Source organism: Streptomyces sp. A0958 (assembly GCF_004795035.1).
Classification (GTDB): domain Bacteria; phylum Actinomycetota; class Actinomycetes; order Streptomycetales; family Streptomycetaceae; genus Streptomyces.
In genome coordinates this window covers 124,661-139,277 of record NZ_SSBK01000011.1, presented here as the reverse complement: position 1 = coordinate 139,277, position 14,617 = coordinate 124,661, and the positions used below count along the sequence as shown (strand labels likewise).

At 72.4% G+C, this 14,617-nt stretch carries 12 protein-coding genes; 3 read left to right on the top strand and 9 right to left on the bottom strand.

Going from position 1 to position 14,617, the window contains the following annotated elements; all coding sequences use genetic code 11:
• Positions 1–33: 33 nt before the first annotated feature.
• From E6P78_RS14395 to E6P78_RS14385, 3 genes are all read right to left on the bottom strand, one after another.
• The gene (locus tag E6P78_RS14395) at positions 34–273 is read right to left on the bottom strand and encodes an RNA-binding protein (RefSeq protein ID WP_005311361.1); all 240 of its coding nucleotides are present in this window, start codon (positions 271–273) and stop codon (positions 34–36) included.
• A gap of 2 nt (positions 274–275) precedes the next feature.
• On the bottom strand, positions 276–716 hold the full coding sequence (rpsP, locus tag E6P78_RS14390; protein WP_136203964.1) for a 30S ribosomal protein S16: 441 nt from the start codon (positions 714–716) through the stop codon (positions 276–278).
• A 157-nt stretch (positions 717–873) separates the two neighbouring features.
• Entirely contained in the window at positions 874–1,467 is a 594-nt protein-coding gene (locus tag E6P78_RS14385; RefSeq protein WP_003965961.1) for a hypothetical protein, read from the bottom strand.
• A gap of 556 nt (positions 1,468–2,023) precedes the next feature.
• Here E6P78_RS14385 and E6P78_RS14380 point away from each other — a divergent pair.
• On the top strand, positions 2,024–2,872 hold the full coding sequence (locus E6P78_RS14380) for a class I SAM-dependent methyltransferase (RefSeq protein ID WP_136203963.1): 849 nt from the start codon (positions 2,024–2,026) through the stop codon (positions 2,870–2,872).
• A gap of 93 nt (positions 2,873–2,965) precedes the next feature.
• Here the strand turns inward: E6P78_RS14380 and ffh are convergent, their stop codons facing one another.
• From ffh to E6P78_RS14355, 5 genes are all read right to left on the bottom strand, one after another.
• Positions 2,966–4,519, bottom strand: a complete 1,554-nt coding sequence (gene ffh, locus E6P78_RS14375) for a signal recognition particle protein (RefSeq protein WP_136203962.1) — start codon at positions 4,517–4,519, stop codon at positions 2,966–2,968.
• 110 nt (positions 4,520–4,629) lie between these two features.
• Positions 4,630–7,083 (bottom strand): [protein-PII] uridylyltransferase, encoded by a 2,454-nt coding sequence (locus E6P78_RS14370; protein ID WP_136203961.1) that lies wholly within the window; start codon positions 7,081–7,083, stop codon positions 4,630–4,632.
• Positions 7,084–7,133: 50 nt separating this feature from the next.
• The gene (locus E6P78_RS14365; protein ID WP_136203960.1) at positions 7,134–7,472 is read right to left on the bottom strand and encodes a P-II family nitrogen regulator; all 339 of its coding nucleotides are present in this window, start codon (positions 7,470–7,472) and stop codon (positions 7,134–7,136) included.
• Complete coding sequence (locus tag E6P78_RS14360) at positions 7,469–8,821, bottom strand: ammonium transporter (RefSeq protein WP_136203959.1); 1,353 nt, start codon at positions 8,819–8,821, stop codon at positions 7,469–7,471. The genes E6P78_RS14365 and E6P78_RS14360 overlap by 4 nt, the downstream gene beginning before the upstream one ends.
• A gap of 467 nt (positions 8,822–9,288) precedes the next feature.
• Positions 9,289–10,764 (bottom strand): hypothetical protein, encoded by a 1,476-nt coding sequence (locus E6P78_RS14355; protein WP_136203958.1) that lies wholly within the window; start codon positions 10,762–10,764, stop codon positions 9,289–9,291.
• Positions 10,765–11,126: 362 nt separating this feature from the next.
• Here E6P78_RS14355 and E6P78_RS14350 point away from each other — a divergent pair, with 362 nt between their 5' ends.
• Positions 11,127–11,786 (top strand): bifunctional DNA primase/polymerase, encoded by a 660-nt coding sequence (locus tag E6P78_RS14350; protein WP_136203957.1) that lies wholly within the window; start codon positions 11,127–11,129, stop codon positions 11,784–11,786.
• An 84-nt stretch (positions 11,787–11,870) separates the two neighbouring features.
• On the opposite strand, the gene ftsY is transcribed toward E6P78_RS14350, so the two are convergent.
• Entirely contained in the window at positions 11,871–13,076 is a 1,206-nt protein-coding gene (ftsY, locus tag E6P78_RS14345; protein ID WP_136203956.1) for a signal recognition particle-docking protein FtsY, read from the bottom strand.
• A 124-nt stretch (positions 13,077–13,200) separates the two neighbouring features.
• Between ftsY and E6P78_RS14340 the strand changes: the two genes are divergently transcribed.
• Positions 13,201–14,592: a cytosine permease gene (locus E6P78_RS14340; RefSeq protein ID WP_136203955.1), complete on the top strand. Its 1,392-nt coding sequence runs from the start codon at positions 13,201–13,203 to the stop codon at positions 14,590–14,592.
• Positions 14,593–14,617: the final 25 nt, after the last annotated feature.

Here is a 14,617-nt window from a genome sequence, read left to right as displayed (position 1 = left end):
GCCCTCCCCGGCCCGTGCCGGTGTTCAACTCTGTCAGCGAACCTGGTCCACATCGACGAGGTCGACGCGGATGCCACGGCCGCCGATGGCGCCCACGACGGTACGCAGCGCGCGTGCGGTGCGGCCGTTGCGGCCGATCACCTTGCCGAGGTCATCGGGGTGGACCCGTACCTCCAGCACACGGCCACGGCGCAGGTTGCGCGAGGCGACCTGCACATCGTCGGGGTTGTCGACAATGCCTTTCACGAGGTGCTCGAGAGCCTCCTCGAGCATGCTCAGGCCTCGGTCGACTCGGCGGGCGCGGCAGCGTCAGCAGCCTCGTCCGCCTTCTTGTCGGCCTTCTTCGCCTTCGGCGTGATGGCCTCGCCCTTCGACTCCTCACCGTCGGTGGAGAGAGCGTCGAACAGGGCGCGCTTGTCGGCCTTGGGCTCCGGCTGCAGCAGCGGCGCGGGGGCCGGGAGGCCCTTGTGCGCCTGCCAGTCGCCGGTGAGCTTCAGGATCGCGAGGACCGGCTCGGTCGGCTGGGCGCCGACGGACAGCCAGTACTGCGCGCGCTCCGAGTTGACCTCGATGCGCGACGGGTTCTGCACCGGGTGGTACAGGCCGATCTCCTCGATGGCCCGGCCGTCACGGCGGGTACGGGAGTCGGCGACGACGATGCGGTAGTGAGGCGAACGGATCTTGCCCAGACGCTTCAGCTTGATCTTGACTGCCACGGAAGTGGTGTCTCCTGGTCTATGACGTGGTTGGGCACAACGAAGATGCCACGTGGGGTTGCGGTACTCGGGTGCCCGATGGACGCGTCAGCCGGAGGAGAGAGGGGTCCTGTGCGACTGTCGAGTACAGCTAGCCATTGTGCCACACCACATCGGCTCACCCCACCGCGACCGCCGCTTCCGGAATCCGGAACGGCTTTCCGCAGCCGCCGCAGACGATCGGGGCCTGCGCGAGGACCGAGGGGACCACGCGCACATTGCGTCCGCAGTCACAGACGGCCTTGACCCGCACGCCCCCTCCGGAGGAACCGTGCCGGGCGGCGGGGCCGCGGAAGGAGCGCTTGGTGTCGGCGGCGGTGGCCACGGTGTGCGCCTTGAGAGCGCGTTGCAGCCTTTCCGTCGTCGGCCGGTAGCGGCGCTTGGCCTCGGGGTTGAGCGTGACCAGCGAGAAGCCGCTGCTGGGATGGGGCTCCTCGGCATGGTCGAGGCCCAGCTCCTCGGCGATCGCCAGGAATCGTCGGTTGTGGTAACGGCCGGCGCGTGAGGTGTCGCGGACACCTCTCGCGGCGGCGATGCCGTGGACTGCCTCATGGAGCAGTCGCTCGAAGGAGAGCTCGGCGCCACAGGCGGACGAGGACTCTCCGATCAGGGACTCGGGTGCGGCGAGATCGGGCAGCTCGGGGTGGTACCGCTGAATATCGGCCCACGCCTGCGCCAGCTCTGCGGCAAGTACAGGTGGTGTCGTGCTCACGTCGTGACCAACGAGCGCGGGGCCCTCGGTGTTCCGATTCCGGGCCATCCCAAATATTTTGCACGTACCAGTCAGTTGCCGTTCATGCGTCCTGACGAGGGCGGGTGCGCTGATCTGCGGAGAAGTCTCACAGCTCGCACCAAGCCGGTACGTAGCGGCGCGTACGCCCGGGCGCGTAGACGCGGTACGCGCCCCCGGCGCCCGCGAGCCTCCCGGCGGCGGAACCGCATCGGGCGCGGAACAGGTTGGAGAGGGTACCCGCAGCCCCCTGACGTGCTCGACGTGCCCGTCCCGGCGAGTCGGGTGAGACTGGGACGGCAGAGACGGCAGAGCACGTGGCGGACCCCTGGGGCGCCCTTGCCGTCCGGGCGCCCAGGTGCCGTCGCACGCCCCGGGCGGTCTCGCGGGCGACCGTGCCCGCAGACCCCTGGACGCGGCGGCGGACGCGCAGTTCTCTGGCATACGGGGGGAGCGCGCGTACGTGGACGGGCCAACCGTCCACTCGGGCACGACCGATCGGCAGAACCGGCAACCTCGGCGGATTGGGGCGCATTCCATGACACCAACGCTCGTCCGGCACCACAGGCACACGGAGTCCCCCGCCCCCGCGGGGGACGGCTCCCGGGCCCGTGACTGGGCCGAGATCCAGGAACGGATGCTCGCACCGCTGTACGAAGCGGTGTACACGCGGCTGGAGGTGGGGCCCGCCACGCGGATGCTCTCGCTCGGCTGCGGTTCCGGGCTCGCGCTGCTGATGGCCGCGGGCCGCGGCGCGCGGGTCACCGGCGTGGACACCGACCTCGAACGCCTCGCCCTCGCGCGGGCCCGGCTCCTGCCCGCCCCCGAGGACCGCGGCTCCCCCGTCACCGGAACCCGCCTCGTGGACTCGGTCACCGAGGCGGCTGCCGACGGGCCCCACAACCTGATCACCGCGTTCACCCCGATCGGCTGCGCGGCGGGCGACGGGGACGAGCTGGTCCGGGCCCTCGGGGCCGCGGTGCCGTCGGCGGGCCGGGGCTCCACGGTCGTCCTGACCGGCTGGGGCCCGCCGGAGCGGTGCGCCACTTCGGCGGTGCTAGGGGTGGCGAGCCGGCTCGCCGAGGACGGGCGCACGCCGGGCAGCGGGTCCTGGCGCGGGCCGCGCCGGGACGATCTGGAGAACGTGGCCTTCCGGTCCGGGCTGAACCCGGACGGCTCGGGCCGGGTGGCCTGCCCGTTCGGCTACGCCGACATGGACAGCGCGGTACGCGGCCTGCTCTCGACCCGGCTGTTCGACGCGGCGGCGGGGGCGACGGACCGGTGGCAGGTGGAGAAGGAAGTGGCGGAGGCCGTGCACCCGCACCGGCGCCCGGACGGCACGGTGTGGATGTCCAACGTGTTCCGCTACCTGGTCTGCACGACGTGACACATGCGAAGGGGGGCGTCCGCCGTTGCGGCGAACGCCCCCTTCGGACCCCTTGGGATACCGACCGGACCCCTTGGGATACCGACGTGAGCGTCAGCCCATGAACTTCTTGAACTCGTCCGGCAGCTCGAAGTTCTGAGCGTCCTGGCCGGCCGGCAGGCCGGGGACGCCGCCCTGGGCCGCCTGCTCGCGGCGGGCGGCGGCGGCCTGCTCCTCCGCCTTGCGCTTCATCGGGTTACCGCTCTTGCGCTTGCCCTTGGCCTGCTTGATCTGCTTCTTCTGCCGACCCGGGCCACCGCCCATGCCCGGCATCCCGGGCATCCCCGGCATGCCGCCGCCCTGGGCCATCTTCGACATCATCTTGCGGGCCTCGAAGAACCGCTCGACCAGGTTCTTCACGGCGCTGACCTCGACGCCGGAGCCCTTGGCGATACGGGCGCGCCGCGAGCCGTTGATGATCGTCGGCTCCGCGCGCTCCTTCGGGGTCATCGACTTGATGATCGCGGCGGTGCGGTCGACGTCGCGCTCGTCGATGTTGTTGATCTGGTCCTTGATCTGCCCCATGCCGGGCAGCATGCCGAGCAGCTTGGAGATGGAGCCCATCTTGCGGACCTGCTCCATCTGGGCCAGGAAGTCGTCCAGCGTGAAGTCCTTGCCGCCCTTGCTGGACGCCAGCTTGGAGGCCATTTTGGCGGCCTCTTCCTGGCTGAAGGTCTTCTCCGCCTGCTCGATCAGGGTGAGCAGGTCACCCATGTCGAGGATGCGGGACGCCATGCGGTCCGGGTGGAACGCGTCGAAGTCCTCGAGCTTCTCACCGTTCGACGCGAACATGATCTGCTTGCCCGTGACGTGGGCGATCGACAGGGCGGCACCACCGCGGGCGTCACCGTCGAGCTTGGAGAGGACCACCCCGTCGAAGCCGACGCCGTCGCGGAAGGCCTCGGCGGTGTTGACCGCGTCCTGACCGATCATCGCGTCGACCACGAAGAGGATCTCGTCCGGGCTGACGGCGTCGCGGATGTCCGCGGCCTGCTGCATCAGCTCCTGGTCGATGCCGAGCCGGCCGGCGGTGTCCACGATGACGATGTCGTGGACCTTGGTCTTCGCGTACTCGATGGAGTCCTTGGCGACCTGGACCGGATCACCGACGCCGTTGCCCGGCTCGGGGGCGTACACCGCGACGCCGGCGCGGTCGGCGACGACGCTCAGCTGGTTGACGGCGTTGGGGCGCTGGAGGTCACAGGCGACGAGCAGCGGCGAGTGGCCCTGGCCCTTGAGCCAGAGGCCGAGCTTTCCGGCGAGGGTCGTCTTACCGGCGCCCTGGAGGCCGGCGAGCATGATCACGGTGGGCGGGTTCTTGGCGAACCGCAGCCGCCGGGTCTCGCCGCCGAGGATGGAGATGAGCTCCTCGTTGACGATTTTGACGACCTGCTGAGCAGGATTCAGCGCCTGGGAGACCTCGACGCCGCGCGCCCGCTCCTTGACGTTGGCGATGAAGGACCGGACGACGGGCAGCGCCACGTCGGCTTCGAGCAGGGCGATACGGATCTCGCGAGCCGTGGCGTCGATGTCCGCCTCGGACAAGCGGCCCTTGCCCCGGAGGTTCTTGAAAGTCGCGGCAAGGCGGTCGGAGAGAGTATCGAACACGGCGCTCGTCGGTCCTCAGGGTCGGGGGCGGGTGGAGTCAGTCGGTTCCAAGGGTATCCGGACGCCGGAGAACGCCAAGCCCTCGCCCGGTACCGGCCGCCGGGCCGGGTTCAGCCGAGCGCCTTCTCGACCTCCTGGGCCAGCTCCGCCGCCCGCCTCGCGGACAGCGGCTCGCCGTCCCCGTCCGTGACGTAGAAGGCATCCACCGCGTTCGCCCCCAGCGTCGACACATGCGCGCTGCGCACCCGTACCGTGCTCCGCTCCAGTGCGTGGCCGACGCGGTGCAGCAGGCCCGGGGCGTCCTGGGCGCGGACCTCGATCACCGTGGCCAGGCGGGAGCCGGCCGGCGCGACCGTCACCCTGGGCGGCGGGGCCTTCACACCGCGCCGCCGGGGGTAGGCGGCCTCGCGTTCGGCGAGGCGGGCCCGGATGTCCAGGGAGCCGTCCAGGGCGCGGACCAGGTCGGCGCGCAACCGGGCCGCCTGGGGCAGCGAGCCGTACTCGGCGGCCACCCGCCAGCTGAGCAGCAGCAGGTCCGCGGACTCGCCCAGCTCGGTGGGCAGCTCCACGGCCCTCAGGTCGGCGGCGCGCACGGTGAGGCGGTGCAGGGCGAGGACTCCGGCGGCGGCGGGCAGGACGCCCGGCCGGTCCCGGAGCGCGATGAGGAGTTCGACGCCGACGGGTTCGGGGGCGCCCTCCTCGTACGGGGTCTCGGGCCGGGTGTGCAGGGCGAGGACGGGTTCGCCGGTGCGCAGGGCCTCGACGGCGAGGCGTTCCTGCTCGGCGTTGGGGGCGGCCGGCTCGGGCTCCTCGGGGGCCTCACCGGCGAGGACCTGGGCGACGCGTTTGACGAGTTCGGTGACGAGGGAGGCACGCCAGGCGGACCAGGCGGCGGGCCCGGTGGCGAGGGCGTCGGCCTCGGTCAGGGCGTGCAGCAGCTCCAGGGTGGCGGCGGTGCCGACGGCGTCGGCGACGGCGCGGACGGTGGCCGGGTCGTCCAGGTCGCGCCGGGTGGCGGTCTCGATGAGCAGCAGGTGGTGGCGTACGAGGGTGGCGATGACGCCCACGTCGTGCTGGTCGAAGCCGATCCGGGCGGCCATGTCGCGGGCGATGACCTCGCCGGCGACGGAGTGGTCGCCCGGCCAACCCTTGCCGATGTCGTGCAGCAGGGCGGCGACGAGCAGCAGGTCGGGGCGGCCGACGCGGCGGGTGAGCGAGGAGGCGCGGACGGCCGTCTCGACGAGGTGGCGGTCGACGGTCCAGGTGTGGACGGGGTTGCGCTGGGGGCGGCAGCGGACCCGTTCCCAGTCGGGCAGGAGCCGGGTGACCAGCCCCTCGGCCTCCAGCGCCTCCCAGACGGGGACGGTGGCCTCACCCGCGCCGAGGAGGGTGACGAGTTCTTCGCGCGCCTCGGCCGGCCACGGCACCGGGAGCGGCTTCGCGGCGGTGGCGAGGTGGCGTACGACGTGGCGGGAGAGGGGCAGTTCGGACTGGGCGGCCGCGGCGGCGGCCCGCAGGACGAGCACGGCGTCGTGTTCGGGGCGGGCGGTGCGGGCGAGGACCGCCTCGCCCTCGGCCTCGACCACGCCGTCGGCGAGCGGGGTCCGTTCGGGCGCCGGGCTCCGGCCGCCGCCGAGCAGGGCCCGCAGCCGGGGCCGGGCCGAGCGGGCACGCAGCACCCGGTTGACCTCGCGCCAGGTGACGTCGGTGGCGTACGAGACGGTGCGGGCGGCCTCGTAGACCTGGCGCAGCAGGGCGTCGGCGTCGAGGAGGCCGAGGGCTTCGGCGACCTGGTCCTGTTCCTGGAGGGCGAGGCGGTCGGTGGCGCGGCCGGTGGTGAGGTGGAGGGCGTCGCGGGCGTCGAGCAGGACGCGGCGGGCCTCGGCGAGCCCTTCGCGGGGGGCGTCGGCGACCCAGGAGGCGGCGACGGCGCGCAGGGCGGTGGCGTCGCGCAGGCCGCCCCGGGCCTCCTTGAGGTCGGGTTCCAGGAGGAACTGGAGCTCGCCCCGGCGTTCGGCCCGTTCGCGGCAGAGTTCGTGGAGCGCGGGGAGGCGTTCGGTGGCGTGGTTCCTCCAGTCGGCGAGGATCGCGGTGCGCAGGGAGGCGGCGAGGCCGAGGTCGCCGGCGACGGGCCGGGCGTCGAGCAGTCCGAGCTGGACCTTGAGGTCGTCGCCTGCCGTCTTCCGGGCTTCGCCGGGGGTGCGGACGGAGTGGTCGAGGGCCAGGCCGAGGTCCCAGACGGGGTACCAGATCCGGTCGGCGAGGGCGGCCACGGCTCGGGCTTCGGCGGCGCCGTCGTGCAGGAGGAGCAGGTCGAGGTCGCTGCGCGGGGAGAGTTCGCCGCGGCCGTAGCCGCCGACGGCGACGAGGGCGGCGCGCCGCACACCCGTGTCCGCGGCCGCGTCGGTGAACAGGGCGGTCAGCCAGGCGTCGGTGAGCGTGGCGAGGGCCGCACGGCGCGGCGGCCCGGGCCGCTCCTTCTCCTGGAGGAGGCGCAGCCGGGCCGCCGCGTATCCGCTGGGTTCCGAGTCCTCGGATTCGGTGATCGCTTCGGTGCTCGTCACCCAGCTTCCCTTCCGTGTGCGCGACGGTGCGAAACAGTGGGCCGGGCCGGTCAGAGCGCGTCCGGGCCGCGTTCGCCGGTGCGGACCCTGACCGCGGTCTCGACCGGGACGCTCCAGACCTTGCCGTCGCCGATCTTGCCGGTGCGGGCGGCCTTGACGACGACCTCGACGAGCTGTTCGGCGTCCTCGTCCTCGGCCAGGACCTCGATGCGGATCTTGGGAACGAGGTCGACGGTGTACTCGGCGCCCCGGTAGACCTCGGTGTGGCCGCGCTGGCGCCCGTAGCCGCTGGCTTCGGTGACCGTGAGGCCCTGGACGCCGAAGGCCTGGAGGGCTTCCTTGATCTCGTCGAGGCGGTGGGGCTTCACGACTGCGGTGATGAGCTTCATGCGTCCACCTTCTTGTTCGTCGGGGCGGCCGGCGTGCCGGGGGCGGAGGCGGTGGTGCGCGGGGCCGCACCGCCGCCGGCGCCGCTGAAGTCGTACGCGGTCTCGGCGTGTTCGACCTGGTCGATGCCGGCGACCTCGTCGTCCTCGTCCACGCGCATCCCGAGGGTCTTGTCGACCAGGAGGGCGAGGGCGGCGGAGACGAGCAGAGAGTACGCGAGGACGGCGAGGACCCCGACGGCCTGCTTGCCGAGCTGGTCGGGCCCGCCCCCGTAGAAGAGGCCCTTGGCGTCGGACTGGACCCCGCCGGTGGCGAAGAAGCCGACGAGCAGGGAGCCGATGATGCCGCCGACGAGGTGGACGCCGACGACGTCCAGCGAGTCGTCGTAGCCGAGCCTGTACTTGAGGCCGACGGCCATGGCGCACAGCACACCGGCGACGGCGCCGACCGCGATGGCGCCGAGCGGGCTGACCGCGCCGCCCGCCGGGGTGATGGCGACGAGTCCGGCGACCGCGCCGGAGGCGGCGCCGAGGGTGGTGAACGAGCCGTGGCGCAGCTTCTCGTAGCCGAGCCAGGCGAGCATCGCGGCGCCGGTGGCGACCTGGGTGTTGACGAACATGACCGCGCCGACGCCGTCGTCGTTGCCGAGCCAGGAGCCGGCGTTGAAGCCGAACCAGCCGAACCAGAGGAGAGCGGCGCCGAGCATGACGAGCGGCAGGCTGTGCGGCCGCATCGGGTCCTTCTTGAAGCCGATGCGCCTGCCGATGACGAGGATCACGCCGAGGGCGGCGGCACCGGCGTTGATGTGGACGGCGGTACCACCGGCGAAGTCGATGACACCGAGTTCGGCCAGCCGGCCGCCCGGGCCCCAGACCCAGTGCGCGACCGGGAAGTAGACGACGGTGACCCAGAGGGTGATGAAGAGCGCCCACGCGGTGAACTTGACCCGGTCGGCGAGGGCGCCGCTGATCAGGGCCGGGGTGAGCACGGCGAACATCAGCTGGAACACGGCGAAGACGTACACCGGGATGGTGGCGCCGTCCCAGAGTTGCGTGACGCCGATCCCGCTGAGGCCGACGTAGTCCTGGCTCCAGCCGATGACCGAGCCGGCGTCGGTGCCGAAGGCCAGGCTGAATCCGTAGAGCACCCACAGGATGGTGACGATCCCGAGGCTGACGAAGCTCATCATCAGCATGTTGAGGGTGCTCTTGACGCGGACCATGCCTCCGTAGAAGAAGGCGAGGGCCGGGGTCATGAGCATCACCAGGGCCGAGCAGATGAGCATGAAGCCGGTGTTGGCGGCGGACAGCGCCGGGGCGTCTGCGGCAAGCGTCGTGATGCCTGGGGGCATCGGCGTCTCCTCGTCGTCGGTGCGGCCGCGTGCGGGCGATGGGGCACGACCACGTGCGGGACCACTGGGGAAGGCGTGCGGGCCGGTTGTGCCCCTGAGATTCGCGCAGCGCCGTTTCGGGCGTCGCGCCGCGTTGTTTCGCCGCAGTGACCAAGAGGGCCGCCGTGTTACGTCCCCGTGAACCGCCCGTGCCGTGCCGCGCTCGCGCCCACTGTGCGGCCCGGGCCGCACACGGTGCGGTTACGACGCTCCGGCAGGGGAACGGCCACATGAACCGGCCACGGCGATCACCCGTTGACCTGGCAATGGGGGGAGCCGAAGTCGGTCTGTGCGGGGTGATCGTCGTGGCCGGGGTAAAGGGTGCCTAAGGGCTGTCGTCGAATTCCCGTCTGCCGAGTGGCGCCATACACGCACTCTCGCCGCACGGCCCGCCCTCCGGGCGAACGACGGGAATTTGACGACGGGCCCTAGACCGCTTCCACGGTCTCCGGCAGCTGTTCGATGAGGAGTTCGGTGAGCCGGGCGACCTCGGGTACGTCCCCGAAGTCCCGGGCGGCGGTGTCGACGGTCTTGCGGAGCCTGGTGTTGACGCGCTCGGAGCGGACCTTCTTGGCGACGCGCAGCGCCCGCTCGGCCGGCACGGTGGACTCCTCGGGCTCGCCCTTGAGGAGGTGGACGGTGGCGAGGCCGATCAGATTGAGCGCGTAGGAGCGCTGGTGCTCGTCGTCCTCGCCGAAGAGGTGGACCGCCCTGCGCATGACGGGCTCGGCGAGCGAGGCGTACGTGGGGCTGCGGCCGGCCACGTAGGCCAGGTCGCGGAAGGAGTGCGAATTCTCGCCGTTGAGCTCGGCCTCGGAGAAGAAGCGAATCCAGTCGGGCTCCGGCTCGCCGTCGATGCCGGCGTCGAGGAAGGTGTCCTCGGCCATCCGGACAGCCCGCTTGCACTTGCTGGGCTGGCCCATGTTGGCGTAGGCCCGGGCCTCCATCGCGTACAGCATGGCCTGGGTGCGCGGGGTCGCGCAGTCCCGGCTGCCGTACTGGGCGAGGTGGATCAGCTCCAGGGCGTCGTCCGGGCGGCCGAGGTGGATCATCTGCCGGCTCATGCTGGACAGGACGTACGAGCCGAGCGGCTTGTCGCCGGCCTCCTTGGAGGCGTGCAGGGCGAGCACGAAGTACTTCTGGGCGGTGGGCTGGAGGCCGACGTCGTAGCTCATCCAGCCGGCCAGCTCGGCCAGTTCGGCCGCGCAGCGGAACAGGCGCTTGGCGGTGGCGGCCGGCTGCGGCTCCTGGAGCAGGTCGGTGACCTCGTGGAGCTGGCCGACGACGGCCTTGCGGCGCAGTCCGCCGCCGCACTGCGCGTCCCACTGGCGGAACATCGCGGTGGTCGACTCCAGCAGGTCCAGCTCGGGGCCGGAGAGCCGGGAGGGGCGGCGGGAGGCCGCGGCGTCCTCCGGCTCGGCCGGGCCGGAGGACGCGACCGGCACCAGCCAGCGCTGCATGGGCTCGATGAGCGCGGGCCCCGCGGCGAGGGCGAGGGAGCTGCCGAGGAAGCCCCGGCGGGCGAGCATCAGGTCGCTGCGGGAGAACTCGCTGAGCAGGGCGACGGTCTGCGGGCCCGCCCACGGCAGGTCCACCCCGGCTACGGAGGGTGCCTGGTGCGGGGTGCGCAGGCCCAGGTCCTCGACGGCCACGACGCTGCCGAAGCGCTCCGAGAACAGCTCGGACAGGATGCGCGGGATCGGCTCGCGCGGCTGCTCGCCGTCGAGCCAGCGCCGCACCCGGGAGGTGTCGGTGCTGATGTGTTGGGCGCCCATCTGGCGTGCCCTGCGGTTCACCTGCCGCGCCAGCTCGCCCTTCGACCAGCCGCTGCGTACGAACCACGATCCCAATTGCCCGTTCGGGCGCTTACCGGCATTCGAATCGCCTGCGCCGCTGCCACTCACTGGAACGCCCCCATCCCGCCGAATACTGTCGCGCGAAGCACTATCAGAATGCCGCGAACTCATGTCGCCCGTACGGGCGTTGCGCCCGATCGAACAGAAACTCGGGTTGCCTCCGGCATACCCATGGGCGCACATACTTCCATGGTTCGTGTACCGACGGTAATCCTACGATCACCGGCTCGGCGAGGGCCTTTGCACAATCGCCACCATTCGCCACCCCTTCGACTGAACGCCACCCGTGCGGGGCGCGATTCACTTGACAGAGCGATCAACAGGAGGCGCAGGGATGCGCCCGGGGGGCGCGCGGACGGTTACGCGCTCCCCTTCGTAACCACCGGCGAGTCGGACCCGTTGGAGGGGGCATGGGCTTCACGATCGGCGGCATCCGCGAAATGCGAACCGGCTCACGGCGCCGCGGCCGTGCCGCCGGCGGCACCGCGGTGGCGGAGTACACGGGCCTGTGGGGCTGGGCCGTCGTGCCGGGCGCGCGCGCCGCGGACGGCGCCTGCTCCTGCGGCGACGCCGGCTGCGCCGCCCCCGGCGCGCATCCGCTGGACTTCGCGCCCGAGGTGCCCGCCGGGGCGACGCTCGACGCGGCGGCGCGCGCCTGGGCCGAGGTGCCGGGCGCCTCGATGCTGCTCCCCGTGGGCCGCAGCTTCGACGTGCTCGACGTGGCGGAGGCGGCCGGGCGCCGGGCGCTGGTGCGGATGGAGCGGATGGGCCTGCCGCTGGGCCCGGTCGCGGTGACCCCGCAGGGGCGGGCCCAGTTCTTCGTCGCGCCGGGCGCCGCCGACGAACTGCCCCGGCTGCTGTACCGGATGGGCTGGGACGACGCCGGTCTCGACCTGCGGGCGCTCGGCCCCGGCTGCCACATCACCGCGCCGCCGTCGGACCGGGGCGGTCTCGGACCGGTGCGCTGGCTGCGGCCGCCCGGTCCGGACAGTGCGGCACCCCCCGAGGCCCGGCTGCTGCTCGGCACGCTGGCGTACCTCTGCCACCGCTGGGCGGCCTCCTGCGCCTGAGCGGGCCGCGCGCGACCCGCCCGACAGCGTGAAGCCCGGCCGCACGAAGGCGTGCGGCCGGGCTTTCGGGGTCCCGCTCGGGGGTCAGTCCCCGATCAGGGCGTCCACGAACGCCTCGGGCTCGAACGGGGCCAGGTCGTCCGGTCCCTCGCCGAGTCCGACGAGCTTGACCGGTACGCCCAGCTCGCGCTGGACGGCGATGACGATGCCGCCCTTGGCGGTGCCGTCGAGCTTGGTGAGGACGATGCCGGTGATGGCGACGACCTCGGCGAAGACCCGCGCCTGGACCAGGCCGTTCTGCCCGGTGGTGGCGTCGAGGACGAGCAGGACCTCGTCCAGCGGCCCGTGCTTCTCCACGACCCGCTTGACCTTGCCCAGCTCGTCCATGAGGCCGGTCTTGGTGTGCAGCCGGCCCGCGGTGTCGATGAGCACGACGTCGGCGCCCTCGGCGATGCCCTCCTTCACGGCGTCGAAGGCGATGGACGCGGGGTCGCCGCCCTCGGGTCCGCGCACGGTACGGGCCCCGACGCGCTCGCCCCAGGTCTGGAGCTGGTCGGCGGCGGCGGCCCGGAAGGTGTCGGCCGCGCCGAGCACGACGCTGCGGCCGTCGGCGACGAGCACCCGGGCCAGCTTGCCGGTGGTGGTGGTCTTGCCGGTGCCGTTGACCCCGACGACCATCACGACGCCGGGGGTCTCCAGGCCGCCCTCCGTCTTGACGGCGCGGTCGAAGTCGGTGCCGAGCAGGGTGAGCAGTTCCTCGCGCAGCAGGGCGCGCAGCTCCTCGGGGGTACGGGTGCCCAGCACGCGGACGCGTTCGCGGAGCCGTTCCACCAGTTCCTGGGTGGGGGCGACGCCGACGTCGGCGGTGAGGAGGGTGTCCTCGATCTCCTCCCAGGTGTCCTCGTCGAGGTTGTCCCGGGACAGGAGCGCGAGCAGCCCCTTGCCGAGGGTGTTCTGCGAGCGGGCGAGGCGGGCCCGCAGCCGGACGAGCCGCCCCGCGGTGGGCTCGGGGACGTCGAGCGCGGGGGCGGCGGGCGCCTCCGGTTCCACGGTCTCGGTCTCGGGGACGGCCTCGGCGGGCGGGGCTCCGGCCTCCTCGATGGTGCGGCGCGATTCCTCGCGCGGCGTTTCGGCCTCCTCGCCGGCACGGGGCTCGGCGGGAGGAGTGATGGTCGGCGTGCTCGACGGCGCCGGGGGCAGCTGCTTCTTCTTGCGGCTGCTGACCACGAGCCCGCTGATCACGCCGACCGCGACCAGGGCGATGACTACAGCAAGGATGACGAATTCCATAACCCACCCAGTATCAGTCACCCGGCCCGGCAATCGGGGAAGGGTGGGGTCCGGCGCAGGGCCGGGTGCGCACGTGTCCGACCATTCGTTATGCGCCGTATGCCGGAAAGGTACGATCCTGGCTGTGGAGACCCGTGGCCTGGACCCCGTGCCCGACGAGGAGCGCGCCGGCCGGGTCCGCGCCCTCTTCCCCACCTGGGCCGCGGCGAACATGACGGTGCTGCTGCTCACCGTCGGCGCGGGGCTCGTCGTGCTCAACGGGCTGAGCTTCTGGCAGGTGCTGGTGGTGGCGGTCACCGCGCCGCTCGTCTCGTTCGGCCTGGTGGGCTTCATCTCGGTGGCGGGGAAGCGCGGCGGCGCCCCCGGCATGGCGCTGTCACGGGCTGTTTTCGGCCAGCGGGGCAATCTGGCCCCGGGGACGCTGATCTGGGTCGCGCGGTGGGGCTGGGAGACGATGAACGCGGTCACCGGGGCGTACGCCCTGCTGACCGTGGGCGATGTGCTGTTCGGCGTACGGAGCACGCCGGCCCTGATCATGGGGACGCTGCTCGCGTTCGTCGCGGGCAGCTTTCTGCTGTCGGGCCTGGGGCTGCGGGCGCTGCGGGTGTGCTGCACCTGGTCGGCGTACCTCTTCGGCGCCTTCAGCGTCCTGGTGCTGGTACATCTGGCCGTCACGTCGCCGTGGCGGGTGGTGCTGGAGCGGCCGCCCGGTCCGGTGTCGATGGTGATCGCGGGCATCGGCACCCTGACGGCCGGCGGGATCAGCTGGGCCCCGTCCGGGCCGGACTTCACCCGCTACCTGCCGCGCACCGCCTCGGGCCGGGCCATGGTCGCGGCCACCGTGGGCGGGGCGGCCGTGGTCTTCCTGCCGATGGTGCTGATGGGCGCTGTGATGGCGGTGGGAACGCCGGAACTGGCCGTCACCGGTGATCCGGTCTCCTTCATCGGGGTGCTGCTGCCGACCTGGCTCTCCGTTCCGTATCTGATCGTCACGGTCACCGGGATGGTGCTGATCAACGCGATGTCGATGTACTCGGCCGGATTCACCGCGCAGACCCTCGGATTCTCGGTCCCGCGCGCCTGGGCCGTCGGGGTGAACGCGGCGATCAGCCTGTTCCTGGGGGCGCTGCTGATGATGGTGGCGAGCAGTTTCATCGAGTCGTTGGTCTCCTTTCTGAACCTGCTCGCGGTGACGTTCTCGGCCTGGATCGGGGTCTTCGCCACGGACATGCTGCGCGGCCGTGTCTACGATCCGGTGGCGCTCATGGACACCACGCCCGCCAGCGCCTACTGGTACACGGGAGGCGTCGCGTGGCCCGCCGTCGCGGCCTGGGCGGCCGGTCTCGCGGTGGGGCTGCTCTTCACCGGCGTGGAGTGGTTCACCGGCCCGCTCGCCAGTACCTGGCCCGGGCGCAGCGGACTGGGCTGGGCGGCCGCGGTCCTCGTCTCGGGCGGCCTGTACGCGGTGCTGCCGCGCCCGGGCACCCGCCACGGGGCCGCACCCCTACACTTCTGACGCACCATCAGTTAAGGTCGCGGCC

What these genes read in the sequence shown, in the direction of transcription:
- E6P78_RS14395 (WP_005311361.1), bottom strand. Translation starts at nt 273, where the DNA reads ATGCTCGAGGAGGCTCTCGAGCACCTCGTGAAAGGCATTGTCGACAAC.
- E6P78_RS14380 (WP_136203963.1), top strand. Translation starts at nt 2,024, where the DNA reads ATGACACCAACGCTCGTCCGGCACCACAGGCACACGGAGTCCCCCGCC.
- E6P78_RS14365 (WP_136203960.1), bottom strand. Translation starts at nt 7,472, where the DNA reads ATGAAGCTCATCACCGCAGTCGTGAAGCCCCACCGCCTCGACGAGATC.
- E6P78_RS14360 (WP_136203959.1), bottom strand. Translation starts at nt 8,821, where the DNA reads ATGCCCCCAGGCATCACGACGCTTGCCGCAGACGCCCCGGCGCTGTCC.
- E6P78_RS14350 (WP_136203957.1), top strand. Translation starts at nt 11,127, where the DNA reads ATGGGCTTCACGATCGGCGGCATCCGCGAAATGCGAACCGGCTCACGG.
- ftsY (WP_136203956.1), bottom strand. Translation starts at nt 13,076, where the DNA reads ATGGAATTCGTCATCCTTGCTGTAGTCATCGCCCTGGTCGCGGTCGGC.